This window comes from Saccharothrix texasensis (assembly GCF_003752005.1).
In the GTDB taxonomy this organism is placed as follows: domain Bacteria; phylum Actinomycetota; class Actinomycetes; order Mycobacteriales; family Pseudonocardiaceae; genus Actinosynnema; species Actinosynnema texasense.
In genome coordinates this window covers 7,038,494-7,057,462 of sequence record NZ_RJKM01000001.1, presented here as the reverse complement: position 1 = coordinate 7,057,462, position 18,969 = coordinate 7,038,494, and the positions used below count along the sequence as shown (strand labels likewise).

Genomic DNA, 18,969 nt, shown 5'->3' with positions numbered 1-18,969 from the left:
GCCGGTCGATCACAGGACCCGGAGCAGGCCCTCCTGCACCACGGTAGCCACCAGTTGGCCGTCGTGGCTGTAGAAGTGGCCCGTCGCGAGGCCTCGGGCGCCGGAAGCCGAGGGCGACTCGCAGTCGTAGAGGAACCACTCGTCCGCGCGGAACCGGCGGTGGAACCACATGGCGTGGTCCAGGCTCGCGCCCAGGACCTTGTCGGTGCCCCAGTACACGCCGTGGCGGACCAGCACCGAGTCGAGCAGGGTCATGTCGGAGGCGTAGGCGAGCACGCACACGTGCAGCAGGTCGTCGTCCGGCAGCGTGCCGTCCGCCCTCATCCACACCTGGCTGCGCGCCTCGCCCGGCCCGTCCTCCCGCGCCCGCCACGGCGGCTCGGTCACGTACCGGATGTCGATCGGCCTCGGCAGGCGCGCCATGCCGACCTTCTCCAGGTACCCGGCCGCCGACTCGGCGTAGGTGGGCAGCGAGGCGGGCGGCGGCACGGCGGGCATCGGCTCCTGGTGGTCCAGGCCCGGCTCGTCGAGCTGGAACGACGCCGACAGCGTGAAGATCGCCTTGCCGTGCTGCACGGCGACCACGCGGCGGGTGGTGAAGGACCGTCCATCGCGGACCCGGTCCACCTCGTACACGATCGGCACGCTCGGGTCGCCGCCGCGGATGAAGTACGAGTGCAGCGAGTGCACCCGGCGGTCGCGCGGCACGGTGCGGCCGGCGGCTACCAGGGCCTGGCCGGCGACCTGCCCGCCGAACACCCGGACGGGCGACTCGGCGGGTGACACGCCGCGGAAGATGTTCTCCTCGACGCGCTCCAGGTCGAGCAGCGCGACGAGTCGGTCGAGCACGGGCTGCCCGTGGGGCACGCCGTCGGCGTCCAGTGGAACGTCCGAGAACTCGGCGGTCGCCGCGGCACGGGCAGCCTCGGTCACGTCATCTCCTAAGCGTGGTCGTCCTCCCCCAGGCGGTGCACCCGGATGAGGTTGGTCGAGCCGATGGTGCCAGGCGGCGAGCCTGCCACGACCACGACGAGGTCGCCCGGCTGGTACCGACCGATGTCGATCATCGACAGGTCCACCTGGCGGACCATCTCGTCCGTCGAGTCCACCTTAGGCACCAGGAACGTCTCGGTGCCCCAGGTGAGAGAAAGCTGACTGCGCACGCTGGGCTCCGGCGTGAACGCCAGCAGCGGCAGCGGGGTGTGCAGGCGGGCGAGCCGCCGCACGGTGTCACCGGACTGGGTGAAGGCGACCAGCGCCTTCGCGTTGAGCCGCTCGCCGATGTCGCGCGCCGCGTACGAGATCACGCCGCGCTTGGTGCGCGGGACGTGCGTCAGCGGCGGGACCACGGTGGACTCGGTCTCGACGGCCACGATGATGCGGGCCATGGTCTTGACGGTCTCGATGGCGTAGCGGCCGACCGAGGTCTCGCCGGACAGCATCAGCGCGTCGGCGCCGTCGAGCACGGCGTTGGCGACGTCCGAGGTCTCGGCGCGCGTCGGCCGGGAGTTCGTGATCATCGAGTCGAGCATCTGGGTCGCCACGATGACCGGCTTGGCGTTCTCGCGGGCGATCTGGATGGCCCGCTTCTGCACCAGCGGCACGTGCTCCAGCGGCAGCTCGACGCCCAGGTCGCCGCGGGCGACCATGACGCCGTCGAAGGCGAGCACGATCGCTTCGAGGTTGTCGACCGCCTCCGGCTTCTCGATCTTGGCGATCACCGGCTTGCGGCCGTGGCCCACGCGGTCCATGACCTGGTGGACCAGGTCGATGTCCGCGGGCGAGCGCACGAACGACAGGGCGATGAAGTCCACGCCCAGGTTGAGGGCGAACTCCAGGTCCTCGATGTCCTTCTCGGACAGCGCGGGCACGGACACGTCCATGCCGGGCAGCGAGAGGCCCTTGTTGTTGCTGACCGGGCCGCCCTCGGTGACCTCGCAGACCACGTCCGGCCCGTCGATCTCGGTGACGGTCAGGCCCACCTTGCCGTCGTCCACCAGCAGGCGGTCGCCGGCCTTGGCGTCCTGCGCGAGCTGCTTGTAGGTGGTGGAGACCCGGTCGTGGGTGCCCTCGACGTCCTCGACGGTCACCCGGACGATGTCACCGGTGCGCCACTCGACGGGACCGTGGGCGAACCGACCGAGGCGGATCTTCGGTCCCTGGAGGTCGGCCAGGATGCCGACCGCGCGGCCCGACGCCTCGGCCGCGTTGCGGACGAGGTCGTAGACCTGCTTGTGGTCGGCATGGCTGCCGTGGCTGAAGTTCATCCGGGCAACGTCCATACCGGCCGCCACCAGCTCGTTGACCTTGTCCTCGGTCGCGGTGGCAGGACCCATCGTACAGACGATCTTCGCGCGTCGACTCACGTCTAGTCAGAGTAGTCCCTGTCACTGGACCGATCAGGATGTACCGGGAAGTAATCTCCGCGAAACAGGCAGAATCTGCACCGTGGGCCCCAGAATCCTTCCGTTCGTGGTCGCGGTGTCGCTCAGCGTCATCGTGCTGTTCACCCCCGCGTCAGGTGTGCCCACAGCCCCTCCGGGCACCGACAAGGTGGTGCACTTCGTGCTGTTCGCCCTGCTCATGGGCACGGGGAGGTACGCGCGGCTGCCGTCCGGACCACTCCTCACCGGCCTCTTGGGTTACGCCGCGGTCTCGGAAGCGTTGCAGTGGCTCATCACCGGGCTGAACCGGAGCGGCGACGTGCTGGACGCCCTCGTGGACGTCGCCGGCGTGGGCTTCGGAGCCCTGGTCGCACGGTCGTTCACCCGAAAACGTGGCACCCCTCTGGGAGGATGAAAGCCAGGGGTCCCCTGGCGGGTGACGCCTGCGCAGCCCGGTGCGAAACCCTGCGCGGCCGGGTCCGATGCCTGCGTGCGCGCCGGGTCCGACGACCCGCGGGTGTGAGGCACGCCACCGGTGCCGAGGGCCCGCACTCGATCAGCGGGGAAGTCCGGCGCCCCGGGGGCGGCGGTCAGCGGCGGAAGCCGACTTCGGTCAGGCCGATGTGGTCGGCGCACCAGTCGACGAGCGGGGTGGCCTCGTGCCACGCGTCGCGGACCCGGTCCAGGCAGCCCGGCTCGTGCAGCACGTCGTCCGGCGGCCACACCTTGGCGACGTAGACGCGCTTGTGCTTGAGCAGCTCGATCCGGGGGTGCTCGGGGTCCACGCCGCGCGGCGCGCGCTTGAGCTTGTCCCCGCGCAGCTCCCAGCCCGCCCCGGCGAGCTGCGCGAGCAGCTTCTCCAGCGCACGACCGCGCACGTCGTCGGCGACCGACTCGCGGTAGCGGGCGAGCTGGTCGGAGGCCATGGCGAACGACCCACCGGCCACGAACAGGCCTTCGGTACCGAGCTGCACGTAGTGCGCGCCGCCACCCCGGCCGAGTTCCACCACCCCGCCGCAGTGGTCTTTGTACGGCGTCTTGTCCTTGCTGAACCGCACGTCCCGATAGGGCCGGAAGACCTTTCCCTTGCCGAACTCGGGCTCGAGCGCGGCCAGCAACGTCTCCATGGGCGCGCGCACATCGCGCAGGTAGACGTGCTTGTGGTCGTCCCAGTAAGCCTTGGAGTTGTCGGCGACCAGTCCGTCGTAGAAGTCGATGGCGTGTTCGCCGAACCCGGTGAATTCCACGGCGCACAGCTTACGTTCGTCCATTCGTGGCCCATTCGAACGCTCTATCGCACCGCATCACCGAGCCGTCACGTTCTGTGCATAATCGGCTGGTGGGTAGGAAAACGGCGCTGGCCGGATGGCTGCGCGAGCTCGACGCGGTGGAGGTCCGGGACATCCTGGCGCTGCGCAAGGACGCCGCCGACCGCAGGCCCCACTCGTTGCGGGCGCTGGCGGACGAGCTGACCTCGGCGGCGTCGCTGCGGGCGGCGGTCGACGGGCTCGACCAGGCGTGCCGGGACGTGCTGGACACCGTGCTGCGGCTGGGTGACGAGGCCTGTGTGGAGGCGCTGGCGGAACGGTTGCGCTGCACCGGGAAGGCGTCGCGGGCCGAGCTGAAGCGGGCGTTGGGCCAGTTGCGCGCGAGGGCGTTGGTCTGGCCGGCGGAGGGGCGGCTGGTGAGTTCGCCGGGGTTGCGGCCGGTGGAGGACGAGCCGCCGCAGCGCATCACGCCCGCGCCACGCGCGCCGCGCCGCGCGCCGCAGAACCGGGGTTTCGCGGACCGGGCCGCGATCACCCCCGCCACGTCCACTGTGGACGGTGTGACGCGGCTGGTCGACCTGTGCGACGTGGAGCAGGTGGCGTGCCGCGCGGTGATGGGGCTGCGGGAGCTGCGGCGGCTCGCGGGCGTGCTGCGCGCGGACGAGGGCCGGACGCGGTTGTGGGTGGGGCTGGCGGTCGAGGCGCGGCTGCTCGCGGTGGACGACGGCAGGCTGGTACCGACCGTCGGCGCGGACCCGTGGCGGGCCGCGTCGCCCCCGGAGCGGTTGACCGCGCTGGCCCGGGCGTGGCCGCGGTTGACGTGGACGCCGGGCAAGCAGCGGCCCGCGTCGGCGGAGCCGTCCTCGTCGGACTCGGGCGACCGGATCCGGCGCGGGCTGCTGGAGCGGTACGCGCTGCTGGACGAGGACGAGGCGTTCGAGCACCGGCACGAGGTGGTGGCCGACCTGGTGTGGACGCGGCCCGCCGTGCACGGACGGGCGGCGACCGAGGCGGCGCTGGTGGAGGCCGAGTCGGTGGGGTTGGTGGCGCTGGGCGCGGCGACCTCGCTGGGCCGCGCGGTGCTGGCGGGCGGGGTGGACGAGGTGGCGGGCCGGTTCGTGCCGCCCGACGCGTCCACCGCCCACCTGCGGCCGGACCTGACCGCCGTGGTGGCCGGGTTGCCGTCGCGCGAGCTGAGCGCGGTGCTGGACCTGGCGGCGGACGGCGCGGCGGGCGGGTGGCGGTTCAGCGGGGCGAGCGTGCGGCGGGCGTTGGACGCGGGGCACGAGCCGGACGCGCTGCTGGCCCGGTTGGCGTCGGTGGCCGAGCACGGCGTGCCGCCCACGTTGGCGCACCTGGTCCGCGAGGTGGCGCGGCAGCACGGGCGGATCACGGTGACGCCGGTCGCGTGCTGCGTGCGGACCGAGGACCCGGTGCTGTTGAGCGAGATCGCCGCGCACCGGTCGTTGGCGCAGTTGTCGTTGCAGCCGTTGGGCCCGACGGTGCTGGCGTCGGCGAAGCCCGCCAAGGAGACGTTGGCGCTGCTGCGGGCGGCCGGTTACGCGCCCACGACGGCCGCGGTGGACGGCACGGCGGTGATGGCGCGGCTGCCTCGGCGCCGGGTCGAGGCGCCGCCGCCCGCACGTGCCGCGACCGGCGGGTGGCGGGCGCCGTTGACCGGGCACGAGGTGGCGAAGCTGGCGGCGGCCCTGGTGGAGCAGGAGCGGCCCAGGCCGAAGTTCGTCCTGCCGCCGGTGGAGTCGCAGCGGATCGGCACCGTGCGGCTGTTGCGCGACCAGTCGCTGGTGCTGCGCGACTCGGAGGTGGTGCTGCTGGCGGACGCGCTGGTGAGCCGCACGTCGGTGGAGATCGCGGTGGCGAACGGCCCGCGGAGCACGGTGAAGCACGTGATCACGCCAGTGGACCACGCGGCGGGCAACCTGAAGGCCAACTGCGCGCCCCGCGGCGAGCACCGCGAGTTCCTGGTCAGCCGCATCCGGTCGGTGCGCGCGGTGACCAGCGTGTGACGGCCTTCGCGCGGGGTCGAGGAATCATTCGTCCGCGATGTCGACCGCACCTCGTGCCATGGGTGACGTCCTCGGCTCCACCGCTCGCCGGGGCGCTCTCCCGGTTCCCGCTCGGGAAGTCACCCGAGTTGGCACGTGGGCACGCCTTGGTCCCGGCCGGGCGACACCGCCGCGGTGAAAGGGCCGCCCCGACGTCGTTGTCGGGGCGGCCGGGCAACCAGCGAGCGGCGGTCTGGGGGGTTACACCACGGCGAGCGGCAGCATGTTGGGGATCACCGGGGACGGCAGGTCGGACGAGCCGGTCAGGTAGCGGTCCACCGCGTTGGCCACCGAGCGGCCCTCGGCGATCGCCCACACGACCAGCGAGGCGCCCCGGTGGGCGTCACCGCAGACGAACACGCCGGGCGACCGGGTCTGCCAGTCCGAGCCGCACGAGATCGTGCCGCGCGAGGTGAGCTGGAGGCCGAGCCCGTCCAGCAGCGGCATGTGCTCGACGCCCTCGAAGCCGATGGCCAGCAGCACCAGGTCCGCGGGCAGCACCTCGACCTCCTCGGACGTCGGCACGACCTGGCGGCGGCCCGAGGCGTCCTTCTCCACCCGCACCTTGCGCAGCCGGATGTGGGTCACGTGCCCGTCGTCGTCGCCGACGAACTCCTCCACCGCGACCGCGAACTTCCGCTCGCCCGCCTCCTCGTGCGCGGGGTAGGTGCGCAGGATCCACGGCCACACCGGCCACGGCGAGCGGTCGTTGTCGCGAGTGGACGGCGGCATCGGGTACTGGTCCAGCTGCAGCACGGAGGCCGCGCCCTGCCGGGACGCCGTGCCGTAGCAGTCGGCCCCGGTGTCGCCGCCGCCGATGATCACGACGTGCTTGCCCGCCGCGTCGATCGCCGGCGGGCCGTCGCCCTCGCACGCGCGGTTGGCGGGCACCAGGTGCTCCATGGCCAGGTGGACGCCCCGCAGCGAACGGCCGGGCGTCGTCGTGTCGTCACGGCCGCGCAGCGCGCCGACCGCGAGGACCACCGCGTCGAACTTCGACCGCAGCTCCTCGACGGTCAGGTCGACGCCGACCTCGCAGCCGGTGACGAACTTCGTGCCCTCCTTGCGCAGCTGCGCGAGCCGCCGGTCGAGGACCTTCTTCTCCATCTTGAACTCGGGGATGCCGTAGCGGAGCAGCCCGCCGAGCCGGTCGTCCCGCTCGAACACGGTGACCTCGTGGCCCGCCCGCGTGAGCTGCTGCGCCGCCGCCAGCCCGGCCGGGCCGGAACCGACGACCGCCACCCGGCGGCCCGACGACACCTGCGACTGCGTCGGCCGCACGAGCCCCTGGTCCCACGACACGTCCGCGATGGCCTGCTCGACCCGCTTGATCGCGACCGCGCCGCCCGCGTCGTGGCTGATCGACAGCACGCACGCCGCCTCGCACGGCGCGGGGCACAGCCGGCCGGTGAACTCGGGGAAGTTGTTCGTCGCGTGCAGCCGGTCCGACGCCGACTCCCAGTCGCCCCGGCGCACCAGGTCGTTCCACTCGGGGATCAGGTTGCCGAGCGGGCACCCGGCCGACCCGGAGTGGCAGAACGGGATGCCGCAGTCCATGCACCGCGCCGCCTGCGTGCGCACCTCCGCGTCGCGCTGCTCGGCGGGGACGTCGAGGTACACCTCGTCCCAGTCGGACAGCCGGTCCGCGGCGGGACGCTTCTTCGCCTCGGCGCGGGAGTGCTTGAGGAAACCGTACGGGTCAGCCACGGGAGGCCTCCATGATCGCCTGGTCGACGTCCCTGCCTTCCGCGCGGGCGAGCCTCATCGCTTCGAGCACGCGCTGGTAGTCACCGGGCATGACCTTGGTGAACGACGCGGAACGCCGGGGCCAGTCGCCGAGCAGCGACGCGGCCACCGCCGAACCGGTGAGCTGGTGGTGGCGTTCCACCACTTCGCGCAGCCAGCGCAGGTCTTCCGCGCCGGGCCGCTGGAGCTCGACCATCGCGGTGTTGACCGCCGCCGGGTCGAGTTCCAGCACGTACGCGATGCCGCCGGACATGCCCGCGGCGAGGTTGCGGCCGGTCGGCCCGAGCACCACGGCCCGGCCACCGGTCATGTACTCGAACGCGTGGTCGCCGACGCCCTCGGCCACGGCCAGCGCGCCCGAGTTGCGCACGCAGAACCGCTCGCCGACCCGGCCGCGCAGGAAGATCTCGCCGGACGTGGCGCCGTAGCCGATCACGTTGCCCGCGATGACCTGCCGCTCGGCCGCGAACGGCGCGTCGGGGTGCGGCCGCACGACGATCCGGCCGCCGGACAGGCCCTTGCCGACGTAGTCGTTGGCGTCGCCGATCATCTCCAGCGTGATGCCGCGCGGGATGAACGCGCCCAGCGACTGGCCGGCCGAGCCGGTGAACGTCACGTGGATCGTGTCGTCGGGCAGGCCGTCGCCGCCGAAGCGGCGCGTGACCTCCGCGCCGAGCAGCGTGCCGACGGTGCGGTTGACGTTGCGCAGCGGCAGTTCCAGCCGCACCGGGCGGGCGTCGTTCAACGCCGCGTCGGCGAGCTGGAGCAGCGTGCGGTCCAACGCCTGCGCCAGGCCGTGGTCCTGCTCGCGGACCTTGCGCTTGGCCGTGCGGTAAGGCGTCTCCGGCACCTCGAACACCGGCGACAGGTCCAGCCCGGCCGCCTTCCAGTGCTCGATGGCCTCGTCGGTCCGCAGCAGCTCGGCGTGGCCGACGGCTTCGTCGATCGTGCGGAAGCCGAGGGAGGCCAGCAGTTCCCGGACCTCCTGGGCGATGAAGTGGAAGAAGGTCACCACGTGGTCGACCTGGCCGGTGAAGCGCTTGCGCAGCTCGGGGTTCTGCGTGGCGATGCCGACGGGGCAGGTGTCCAGGTGGCAGACCCGCATCATCACGCAGCCCTCGACGATCAGCGGCGCGGTCGCGAAGCCGAACTCCTCGGCGCCGAGCAGCGCGGCCACCACCACGTCGCGGCCGGTGCGCATCGCGCCGTCGACCTGCACGGTGATCCGGTCGCGCAAACCGTTGAGCAGCAACGTCTGCTGGGTTTCGGCGAGGCCGATCTCCCACGGCGTGCCCGCGTGCTTGAGCGAGTTCAGCGGCGACGCGCCGGTGCCGCCGTCGTGGCCGGAGATCAGCACCACGTCCGCGTGCGCCTTCGCCACGCCCGCCGCGACCGTGCCGACGCCGACCTCGCTGACCAGCTTCACGTGCACGCGGGCCTGCTCGTTGGCGTTCTTCAGGTCGTGGATCAGCTGCGCGAGGTCCTCGATCGAGTAGATGTCGTGGTGCGGCGGCGGCGAGATCAGGCCGACGCCCGGCGTGGAGTGCCGGGTGCGCGCGATCCACGGGTACACCTTGTAGCCGGGCAGCTGGCCGCCCTCGCCGGGCTTCGCGCCCTGCGCCATCTTGATCTGGATGTCGCTGGCGTTGACCAGGTACTCGCTGGTGACGCCGAACCGGCCGGACGCGACCTGCTTGACCGCGCTGCGCCGCTCCGGGTCGTACAGGCGCTCCGGGTCCTCGCCGCCCTCGCCGCTGTTGGACCGGCCGCCGAGCCGGTTCATCGCGATGGCCAACGTCTCGTGCGCCTCGGCCGAGATCGACCCGTACGACATGGCCCCGGTGTTGAACCGCTTGACGATCGAGGAGACCGGCTCGACCTCGTCGATCGGGACCGGCGTGCGGCCCTCGGCGGCGAACGAGAACAGGCCGCGCAGCGTGCCGCCCTGCCGGGCCAGCCGCTCCACCTCTTCGGTGTAGCGCCGGTACACGTCCTGCTTGCCGGTCTTGGTGGCGTGCTGGAGCAGGAACACCGTCTCCGGCGTGAACAGGTGCAGCTCGCCCTCGCGGCGGTAGGCGTACTCGCCGCCCACCTCCAGCCGGCGGTGCACCCGGTCGGTCGGGTTGTCGGGGTGCGCGCGGCGGTGGCGCAGCGCCACCTCCTCCGCCAGCACGTCCAGGCCCGCGCCGCCGAGCTTCGACACCGTGCCGGTGAAGTACTCGCCGAGCAGCTCCTCGGACAGGCCGACGGCCTCGAACACCTGCGCCGCCGTGTACGCGCCGACGGTCGAGATGCCCATCTTCGACATGATCTTCAAAGTGCCCTTGACCAGCGCCGTCACGTAGTTCCGCACGGCCTTGCGCGGCTCGATGCCGGTGACCGCGCCGGTGCTGATCATGTCTTCGATCGTCTCGAACGCCAGGTACGGGTTCACCGCGGCGGCGCCGTAGCTCAGCAGCGCGGCGATGTGGTGCACCTCGCGGGCGTCGCCGGTCTCGACGACCAGTGCCACGCGCAGCCGCTCCTTGGTGCGCACCAGGTGGTGGTGCACCGCGGAGACGAGCAGCAGCGACGGGATCGGCGCCATGCGGTGGTCGGAGTCGCGGTCGGACAGCACGAGCGTGCGGGCGCCGTTCGCGATCGCCTCGGACGCCTCGCGGCGCACCCGCTCGACCGCCGCCGCCAGCGCCGCGCCGCCGCCGTCCACTTCGTACAGTCCGGACAGGACGGTGCAGGCGAAGCCGGGCAGGTCGCCGTCGTCGTTGATGTGGATGAGCTTGGCCAGCTCGTCGTTGTCGATCACCGGGTAGGTCAGCTTGATGTGCCGGCAGCTGACCGGGCCGGGCTCGAGCAGGTTCTGCTCCGGGCCCATCACCCGCGACACGCTGGTGACGATCTCCTCGCGGATCGCGTCCAGCGGCGGGTTGGTGACCTGGGCGAAGTTCTGCACGAAGTAGTCGTAGAGCAGCCGCGAGCGCTGCGACAGCGCCGCCACCGGGGTGTCGGTGCCCATCGAGCCGAGCGGCTCCGCGCCGTTGGTGGACATCGGCGCGAGCAGGACCCGCAGCTCTTCCTCGGTGTAGCCGAACGTGAGCTGCCGGCGCACCACGGACTCGTGGCTCTGCACGACGTGCTCGCGGTCGGCCAGGTCGGCCAGCTCCAGCAGGCCCGCGTGCAGCCACTCGTCGTAGGGCAGCTCCTCGGCCAGCTTCGCCTTGACCTCGTCGTCCTCGACCAGGCGGCCCTCGACCGTGTCGACCAGGAACATCTTGCCCGGCTGCAACCGGCCCTTGGCGACGACCTGGTCGGCGGGCACGTCCAGCACGCCGGTCTCCGAGGCCAGCACCACGCGGCCGTCGGCGGTCTGCCACCAGCGGGCGGGGCGCAGCCCGTTGCGGTCGAGCACCGCGCCGACGAGCGAGCCGTCGGTGAACGTCACGCACGCCGGGCCGTCCCACGGTTCCATCAGGCTCGCGTGGAACTCGTAGAACGCGCGGCGCTTCGGGTCCATCGAGGTGTGGTTCTCCCACGCCTCGGGAATCATCATCATCACCGCGTGCGGCAGGCTCCGGCCGCCCAGGTGCAGCAGCTCCAGCACCTCGTCGAAGCTCGCCGAGTCCGAGCCCTCCGGGTGGCAGATCGGGAACAGCCTGGTCAGGTCGCCCGGGATCAGGTCGGAGGCCAGCAGCGCCTCGCGGGCCCGCATCCGGTTCCGGTTGCCGCGCACCGTGTTGATCTCACCGTTGTGGGCGACGTACCGGAACGGGTGCGCCAGCGGCCACGACGGGAACGTGTTGGTGGAGAAGCGGGAGTGGACCAGGGCGATCGCGCTGGCCAGCCGCTCGTCGCGCAGGTCGGGGAAGAACGCGGGCAGCTGGCCGGTGGTCAGCATGCCCTTGTAGACGATCGTCCGGGACGACAGCGACGGGAAGTACGTGCCGACGTCCGCCGCCGCGCTCTCGTGCTCCACCCGCTTGCGCAGGGCGAACGTGAGGCGGTCCAGGGCGACGTCGCGCCGGTCGCTCCCGCCCTTGACGAGCAGCATCGCGAAGTGCGGCATCACCGACCGGGCGGTGGGGCCCACGCCGGCGTGGTCGGGCGCGGTGGGCACGTCGCGCCAGCCCAGGACCACCAGGCCCTCTTCGGCGGCGATCCGCTCGGTCAGCTCGACGGCCTTGGTGCGCGACTCCTCGGCGGAGGGCAGGAACGCGATGCCCGCCGCGTACGCGCCCGGCTCCGGCAGCTCGAAGTCGAGCACCTGCCGCAGGAACGCGTCCGGCAGCTGCACGAGGATCCCGGCGCCGTCGCCGCTGGTCGGCTCGGCGCCGGCGGCGCCCCGGTGCTCCAGGTTGGCCAGCGCGGTGAGCGCGTCGACGACGATGTCGTGCGAGCGCCGGCCTCGGATGTCGGCGACCATCGCCACACCGCAAGCGTCACGTTCCGCGGCGGGGTCGTAGAGCCCCTGCGGGGACGGGATGGCGGAGAAGATCACTGCGCAGACCTCCTTCGTCGTCCTTGGTGAAAGAACGAGTCCTCGTGTCCAGGTCCTGGAATCCGGGTGCTGGGCACGGGACGACGATGGCCCGCGTGTTGACGAGACTTTAACAGTCGCGAAACGGATCCACACCATCCTTCGGGTGATCTCGATCGGCGACCGGTAACGATTCGACCGGGTCGAGCGATACCCGGGCCGGCTTGTTACGCGTTGTTAAGCATAACGGAGGGCCGGCCGGTGCGCGCGCTGGTGAGAGCCAGCCGACACGGCGCTCCGCGCCACCGTCGCGGACGTAGCCGCAGGTGAGCCCCCGTGCCCCCGCCTCGCGGGCGACGACCGGGGGCTCACCTGCCCGTCTCAGCGGGTGACCGCACCCACCGGTTCACGCTCCGTGACGTCCCCGTCACCGTGCTGCCGGTCCAGCAGGGCGTCCACATCGACCTGTCCCGGGTTGTCCAGCACCTCGCGCAGCCGGTCGCGGTCCAACTGGCCCTGCCACCGCGCCACCACGAGGGTGCCGACGCCGTTGCCGATGACGTTCGTGATGGCCCGCGCCTCGGACATGAACCGGTCGATGCCCACGATCAGCGCGATGCCGACCGCCGGGATCGCGCTGTTGCCCTCGAACGCGCTCAGCGACGCCGCCAGCGTGACCAGGCCCGCGCCCGTCACGCCCGCCGCGCCCTTGCTGGCCAGCAACATGAACAGCAGCAGGCCGACCTGCGTGCCCAGGCCCACGTCCGTGCCCGTCGCCTGGGCGATGAAGATCGCGCCCATGGTCAGGTAGATGCAGGTGCCGTCCAGGTTGAACGAGTAGCCGGTCGGGATGGTGAGCCCCACCACCGACTTGTCCGCGCCCGCCGCCTCCAGCTTCACCAGCATCCGCGGCAGCACCGTCTCCGACGACGACGTGCCCAGCACGATCAGCAGCTCGTCCTTGATGTACCGGAGGAACTTGAAGATCGAGAACCCGGCGTACAGCCCGACACCGCCGAGCACCACGAGGACGAACAGCAGGCACGTCGCGTAGAACGAGCCCATCAGCCACGCCAGCTTGCCCAGGATCGAGCCGCCGAACTTGCCGATGGTGTAGGCGATGCCGCCGAACGCGCCGATCGGCGCCGCGTACATGACGATCTTGATGACGCCGAACATCACCTTCGCCGTGGTGTCCAACGCGGACACGACCTTCTCGCCGCGCTTGCCCATGCCCGCCACGGCCACCGCGACCAGGATCGCGACCACCAGCACCTGGATCAGCTGGCCGTCGGTGAACGCGCCCAGGAACGACTTCGGCACCAGGCCGAGGATGAAGCCCGTGACACCGGTCTCGGCGGTCTTGGCCTCGGCGAGCGTCTTGTCCGCCGCGCCGTCGTTGATCGGGATGGTCGCGCCGTGGTGGCCCGGCTGGACCAGGTTCACCACGATCAGGCCGATCGCCAGCGCCACCGTCGTCATCGCGGTGAAGTACAGGATGGTCCGCAGCGCCAGGCCGCCCGCCTTGGCGAGGTTGCCCAGGCCCGCGATGCCCACCACGACCGTGCAGAAGATCGTCGGCGCGATGACGACCTTGACCAGCGCGATGAAGAAGTCGGCCAGCCACTTCATGCCCGACGCCTGCGCCGGGAAGGCGTACCCGACGATCACGCCGAGCACGATCGACACCAGCACCCAGAAGTAGAGGTGCTTGTAGATCGGTTTGCGCTCACGTGCCTGCGCGCTGACCACGTCTCCTCCAAAGGGGGACCATTGCCTGCCGGCCGGTAGGGGGTTGGTTGGTGATCCTGGGCACAGCGCGTCACCGCGACAAGGAGCCCGGCCGAAACTTCAGATCCCTCTGACGTAACACCTCGTTCACCCGGTGGGGCGGGGTTAGGCTGCCGGTCGTGCGCGTGTCCCGGCGGTCGGTGCTGCGAGCCGCCCTGGTGGCGGGCGGGCCGGCGTGGCTGACGGCCTGCACGTCGACCGAGACGCCCGCGCTCGACGAGCTGGTCCTCGCGACCGGCCCGGACGGCGCGGTGTTCCGCGAGATCGGCGGCGCGCTGGCCGCGGCGCTGGCCGACGAGCTGCCCGCGACCCGGGTGGTGGAGCGGCAGACCGGCGCGTCGGTGGAGAACGTCAGGCTGCTCGGTGAGGGCCAGGTCCACCTTGGACTGTCCTCACTGGACCCGCTGGTGTCGGGTTCGCTGCTCAGCGCGGAAGATCCCGGCGGGATCAGCGCCGTGGGCCGGCTCTACGACAGCTTCATGCAGGTCGCCGTGCCCGCCGGCTCGTCGCTGCGGACGTTGTCGGACCTGGCCGGGAAGACCGTGTCGTTCGGCCCGTCGGAGTCGGGCACCGAGTTCACCGCGAGCCGGTTGTTGTCGTTGCTGGGGATCGAGGTCGACGCGCGCCGCATGGCCCACGCCGACGCGGCCGACGAGGTGAGGTCCGGCGCGCTGGACGCGTTCCTCGCGCTGACCGGCATCCCGACCCCGGCGATCGCCGACACCCTCGGCACGTTCCCGCTGCGCCTGCTCGACCTGCCCGCCGAGGCGGAACGCCTGGCCGAGGCCTACCCCGGCCCGTACGTGCCGGCCACCATCCCGGCCACCACCTACGGGAACCTGGGGCCGTGCCACACGTTCGCCGTGCCGAACCTGCTGCTGGCGCGGACCTCGTTGGACGAGGACGTGGTCGAGGTGGTGACGCGGACGGTGTTCACCCAGTCCGCCCGCATCGCCGCAGGACACCCGGAAGCCAGCCGGATCAACGTGCGGACCGGCATCGCCACCGGCCAGGTCCCACTGCACAAGGGCGCCGAACGCTGGTTCCGCGCGACAAAGCGCTGACCAGCAAGTATTCTTACCCTCCGCCTCCCCCTTGATCACCCGATCGAGGGAACCGCCCGTCAATGGCGAAACTTTCCGCACACCATTGACGTTGCCGGGATAGAAGGAGGCGGCACCCACGGCGAGCCATCGCGACCAGGCCAGACCGACAGCGCACCAGCCACCGACAGCGCACCAGCCAGAGGACCAGACGGTCGGCCACCAGGCCAGTCGGCAGGCCCATGCAGTCGGCGCACCCAGGCGCGCGGATAGCGCGGGTAGTCGGCGCACCCAGGCGCGCGGATAGCGCGGGTAGTCGGCGCACCCAGGCGCGCGGGTAACGCGGTAGTCGGCGCACCCAGGCGCGCGGCGTTCGAGCGGGCAGCCGGCCTCGGGGACGGGTTGCCGCCGCACCGGCGCTTGTCATGCTCGGCGCTTGTCATGCTCCGGGCTTGCCGTGCTCCGGGCTCGAGGTGTGGTCGGCTTGAGCGCCCCGCGGTGGGTCAGGCGGGGGTTCGGGCGCTGAGGCGCACGACGGCGTCCAGGCCGTGCGGTTCGGCGGGGTGGAGGGTCAGTTCGCCGCCGGCCGACTCGATCAGCTCGGCGCAGATCGCGAGGCCCAGGCCGGTGCCCGGGATGTTCTGGTGGCGTGGCGCGCGCCAGAACCTCCTGGTCGCGTCGGCTCGTTCCGCGTCCGACAGGCCCGTGCCGTCGTCGGTCACGTGCAGTTCCACGCCGTCGTCCGCGGTCCGGGCCCAGATGTGCACGCGGGTGCCGCCGGACAGGCGGATCGCGTTGCCGACGAGTTCGTCCAGCACGCTGCCGAGGCCGCCGGGTGGTTCCAGGGCGCGCAGGCCCGGTGGGACGGTGACGTCCAGGCGCATCCCGCCGGCCAGCGCCCGCCAGCCGGGGACGTGGGTGGCCAGCAGGGTGTCCACGTCGACCGGTTCGGCGGAGGAGGCGCTGTCGAGGCGGGTGGCGGCCAGCAGGGTGTCGAGGACGCGGCCCATCTCCTCGGCCTCGTCGACCGCGATGCGTTGCGCCTCGCGGCCCGCGTCGTCGGTCACGTGGGGTTCCAGGTTGTCCACGGCGAGGCGGAGGCTGGCCAGCGGGTTGCGGAGCTGGTGGGAGGCGTCGGCCACGAACGCCCGTTGGCGGCGCAGGGCACGGCCGACGACGTCGACCATCGCGTTGAAGCTCGCGGCCAGCCTGCGCAGCTCAGGGGGGCCGCCGAGTTCGTCCGCGCGAGCGTCGAGGTGTCCACCGGCGACGGCGGCGGTGGCTTCGTCCAGTGTGCGGACCGGGCGCAGGACCCAGCGGGACATCGGCCACGCGACCGCCACCACGCCCAGCATGGGCACGAGGCCGATCAGGGCCAGCACCCCCCACTGGCGGAGGATCGCGGACCGCAGGCCGTCGGTCGGGGAGATCGTCACGACGGCGGCCACGACCTCGCTGTCCCGGCCCACCGGCTCGACCACGACGAGGTCCACGCGCTCCCACGGCCAGACCGACTGGTCGGTTTCGCCGCGGTAGCCGCCGAAGGCCGCGTTCAGGCCCACCTCGACGCGCGGGTCGTCCAGGGGGAACGGGCGGCGTGACGATTCCAGCACCGTGCCGTCGGTGCCGACGAGCGCGGCCGAGATGCCGTAGAGCTGGTCGTAGCGGACGAGTTCCTCGCGCAACGCGGTCAGCCGGTCCGAGGCCAGGGCGTTCTCGGCCAGCGACGCGAACCGGCTCGCGTCACCCAGTCGGTCGAGGTACGTCTCTTGGCTCTCGCGTTGCACGACGGCGAACGCGAGCGGCACGCCGAGGGCCGCGACCAGGGCGACCAGCAGCGGCACGATGAGGACCAGCAGGCGGCGCAGCACGCGGAGGCAACCTCCCGGGGGTGACGTGCGTCATGTCGACCGGGGGCTGTTCCGGTCCGACGAAGGGGGAAATGAGCATGCTACGCAAAATCGCAGTGGTACTCGCGGCGATGACGGCGTTCGCGGTGGTCGCTCCGGTCACCGCGTCCGCGGCGCCCACGGCCTGCGCACCGGTCGCCTGGGGGTCGGGGCCCAAGTACGCCTCGCAGACCACGACCGGGCTGCTGTCGAACATCCGGGCGGGTCAGCAGGAGTGCTACGACCGGCTGGTGTTCGACTTCACCGGCGGCGAGAACGACGGCTACACGGTGCAGTACGTGTCCGAGGTGACGCACGAGGGGTCGGGCAAGCCGGTGCCGTTGCGCGGCGGCGGCAAGCTGCAGATCACGGTGAACTCGCCGGCGTACGACCAGGACGGCAACCCGACCTACACCTACCCGAACGGGTCCGAGCTGGTGGACGTCACCGGCTACCAGACGTTCCGGCAGGTCGCGTGGGCCGGGTCGTTCGAGGGGCAGACGACGGTCGGGTTGGGTGTGCGCGCCCTGCTGCCGTTCCGGGTGTTCACGCTGCCCGGTCGCGTCGTGGTGGACGTCGCCCACGTCTGGTGATCGCCGGTCAGGTGTGGGCTGCCACCCGGTAGCCCACACCCCGGATCGTCTCGATGCGCAGGGCGTCGCCGAGCTTGCCGCGCAGGGCGGCGATGTGGGTGTCCAGGGTGCGTGACGGTGCTTCCCAGTGGGCCTGCCACACCTGGTCCACGATCAGGTCGCGGCTGACGACGGTGCCCGCCCGGCCGACCAGCAGGGCGAGCAGGTCGAACTCCTTGCGGGTCAGCGGCACCGGCCGGCCGTCGATCCGCGCTTCGCGGCCGGCCGGGTCGAGGGTGAGCGGGCCGAGCGTGATCTCGTGCTCGCGCGCGGCGGCACGGGCGGCACGCGTGCGGCGGAGCACGGCTTCGATGCGGGCCAGCAGCTCGGCGGTGCCGAACGGTTTCACCACGTAGTCGTCCGCGCCCAGGCGCAGGCCGAGGACCCGTTCCCGCTCTTCGCCGCGCGCGGTGACGGTGATGATCGCGGTGCCGGTGCGGTGGCGGAGTTCGCGCAGCACGTCGAGGCCGTCGCCGTCGGGCAGTCCCAGGTCGAGCAGCACGACGTCCGCCGGTGGTGCGGTGAGCGCCGCGGCGGCCGTGCCGACCCGGTGCACCTCGTAGCCCGCGTGCCGAAGCGCGGTGAGCAGCCCGCGCGCCACCCGGTCGTCATCTTCGACGACGAGGATGCGCACGGCGGTCTACTGGTCCGGCTTGTCGCCGGTGTTCGCGGGCTTGTCGGACGTGGTCTTCGTGTCGGGGACGGTCGTGCCTTCGACGTCGGCCGCCGGCCTGTCCGCCGCCGGCGGGTCCTCGTCGGTGCTCGAGTAGCCGGACTCGGCCGGTTCGGCGGCGGCGGCGGGGTCTTCGCGGACGATGACCTCGCGGTCGCCCTTCTTCGCGGCGAGCAGGAAGTAGATGACCGCGCCGAGGAACACCACGGCGGAGGTGATGACGTTGATCCGCATCCCGAACACCTGGGTGGCCGGGTCGGTGCGCATCAGCTCGATCCAGAACCGGCCGGCCGTGTAGCCCGCGACGTACAGCGCGAACACGCGGCCGTGGCCGAGCCGGAACTTCCGGTCCGCCCAGACGATGAGCAGCGCGACGCCGAGGTTCCACAGCAGTTCGTAGAGGAACGTCGGGTGCACGATCTCGATCGGCGTGTGGTCGAGCGCCACGCCGGCGAGGTCGTCCTTGAAGCCGGTGTCGGGGTCGACCCGCTCGTAGATCTCCAGGCCCCAGGGCAGTGTGGTGGGGCCGCCGTAGAGCTCCTGGTTGAAGTAGTTGCCGAGGCGGCCGATGGCCTGCGCGACGACGATGCCGGGCGCGAGCGCGTCCGCCATCGCGGGCAGCGGGATGCCCTTGCGGCGGCACGCGATCCACGCGCCGACGCCACCGAGCGCGATGGCGCCCCAGATGCCGAGGCCGCCGTTCCAGATGGCCAGGGCGTCGAGCGGGTTGCGGCCCTCGCCGAAGTACTTGTGGTAGTCCGTCGCCACGTGGTAGAGCCGACCGCCGACGAGCCCGAACGGCACCGCGAACACGGCGATGTCGGTGACCTCGCCCTTCAGCCCGCCCCGGGCGACCCAGCGGCGCTCACCCCACCAGATGGCCAGGATGATGCCGAGGATGATGCACAGCGCGTAGGCGCGGATCGGGATCGGTCCCAGTTGCCACACACCCTGGTCGGGGCTGGGGATCGTCGCGAGGTAAGTCGTCACCACGGCCACCACCGTA

At 72.0% G+C, this 18,969-nt stretch carries 13 protein-coding genes; 4 read left to right on the top strand and 9 right to left on the bottom strand.

Annotated elements, in window-relative coordinates:
• Positions 1-9: 9 nt before the first annotated feature.
• Positions 10-933 (bottom strand): acyl-CoA thioesterase II, encoded by a 924-nt coding sequence (gene tesB, locus EDD40_RS31650; protein ID WP_425471277.1) that lies wholly within the window; start codon positions 931-933, stop codon positions 10-12.
• Between the two features lie 8 nt (positions 934-941).
• A complete protein-coding gene (gene pyk, locus EDD40_RS31645) occupies positions 942-2,366 on the bottom strand; it encodes a pyruvate kinase (protein ID WP_123746177.1) in 1,425 nt (474 codons plus the stop codon).
• Between the two features lie 82 nt (positions 2,367-2,448).
• Here pyk and EDD40_RS31640 point away from each other — a divergent pair, with 82 nt between their 5' ends.
• Positions 2,449-2,799 (top strand): VanZ family protein, encoded by a 351-nt coding sequence (locus EDD40_RS31640; protein WP_123746176.1) that lies wholly within the window; start codon positions 2,449-2,451, stop codon positions 2,797-2,799.
• A 175-nt stretch (positions 2,800-2,974) separates the two neighbouring features.
• Here EDD40_RS31640 and EDD40_RS31635 read toward each other — a convergent pair whose 3' ends face one another.
• On the bottom strand, positions 2,975-3,631 hold the full coding sequence (locus tag EDD40_RS31635; protein ID WP_123746175.1) for a DUF2461 domain-containing protein: 657 nt from the start codon (positions 3,629-3,631) through the stop codon (positions 2,975-2,977).
• Positions 3,632-3,723: 92 nt separating this feature from the next.
• Between EDD40_RS31635 and EDD40_RS44495 the strand changes: the two genes are divergently transcribed.
• The gene (locus EDD40_RS44495) at positions 3,724-5,679 is read left to right on the top strand and encodes a helicase-associated domain-containing protein (protein WP_148088962.1); all 1,956 of its coding nucleotides are present in this window, start codon (positions 3,724-3,726) and stop codon (positions 5,677-5,679) included.
• Positions 5,680-5,919: 240 nt separating this feature from the next.
• Here the strand turns inward: EDD40_RS44495 and EDD40_RS31625 are convergent, their stop codons facing one another.
• The 3 genes from EDD40_RS31625 to dctA all read right to left on the bottom strand — a co-directional run bounded on the left by EDD40_RS31625 (position 5,920) and on the right by dctA (position 13,687).
• Positions 5,920-7,425 (bottom strand): glutamate synthase subunit beta, encoded by a 1,506-nt coding sequence (locus EDD40_RS31625; protein WP_123746173.1) that lies wholly within the window; start codon positions 7,423-7,425, stop codon positions 5,920-5,922.
• Positions 7,418-11,956 carry a glutamate synthase large subunit gene (gltB, locus tag EDD40_RS31620; RefSeq protein ID WP_123746172.1) on the bottom strand — a complete coding sequence of 1,513 codons (4,539 nt, stop codon included), beginning with the start codon at positions 11,954-11,956 and terminating at the stop codon, positions 7,418-7,420. The genes EDD40_RS31625 and gltB overlap by 8 nt, the downstream gene beginning before the upstream one ends.
• Before the next feature lie 360 nt (positions 11,957-12,316).
• A complete protein-coding gene (dctA, locus tag EDD40_RS31615; RefSeq protein WP_123746171.1) occupies positions 12,317-13,687 on the bottom strand; it encodes a C4-dicarboxylate transporter DctA in 1,371 nt (456 codons plus the stop codon).
• A gap of 158 nt (positions 13,688-13,845) precedes the next feature.
• On the opposite strand from dctA, the gene EDD40_RS31610 reads away from it, so the two are divergent.
• Positions 13,846-14,790: a TAXI family TRAP transporter solute-binding subunit gene (locus EDD40_RS31610; protein ID WP_246037955.1), complete on the top strand. Its 945-nt coding sequence runs from the start codon at positions 13,846-13,848 to the stop codon at positions 14,788-14,790.
• Between the two features lie 482 nt (positions 14,791-15,272).
• Here the strand turns inward: EDD40_RS31610 and EDD40_RS31605 are convergent, their stop codons facing one another.
• Positions 15,273-16,640, bottom strand: a complete 1,368-nt coding sequence (locus EDD40_RS31605) for a sensor histidine kinase (RefSeq protein ID WP_123746170.1) — start codon at positions 16,638-16,640, stop codon at positions 15,273-15,275.
• Between the two features lie 77 nt (positions 16,641-16,717).
• On the opposite strand from EDD40_RS31605, the gene EDD40_RS31600 reads away from it, so the two are divergent.
• Entirely contained in the window at positions 16,718-17,251 is a 534-nt protein-coding gene (locus tag EDD40_RS31600) for an AMIN-like domain-containing (lipo)protein (RefSeq protein ID WP_123748420.1), read from the top strand.
• Positions 17,252-17,258: 7 nt separating this feature from the next.
• Here EDD40_RS31600 and EDD40_RS31595 read toward each other — a convergent pair whose 3' ends face one another.
• Both EDD40_RS31595 and lgt read right to left on the bottom strand, forming a co-directional pair.
• Positions 17,259-17,924, bottom strand: a complete 666-nt coding sequence (locus tag EDD40_RS31595; RefSeq protein WP_123746169.1) for a response regulator transcription factor — start codon at positions 17,922-17,924, stop codon at positions 17,259-17,261.
• A 6-nt stretch (positions 17,925-17,930) separates the two neighbouring features.
• Positions 17,931-18,953: a prolipoprotein diacylglyceryl transferase gene (gene lgt / locus EDD40_RS31590; protein ID WP_123748419.1), complete on the bottom strand. Its 1,023-nt coding sequence runs from the start codon at positions 18,951-18,953 to the stop codon at positions 17,931-17,933.
• Positions 18,954-18,969 lie beyond the last annotated feature (16 nt).

Coding starts and splice junctions, on each gene's coding strand:
- EDD40_RS31600 (WP_123748420.1), top strand. CDS start 16,718: ATGCTACGCAAAATCGCAGTGGTACTCGCGGCGATGACGGCGTTCGCG.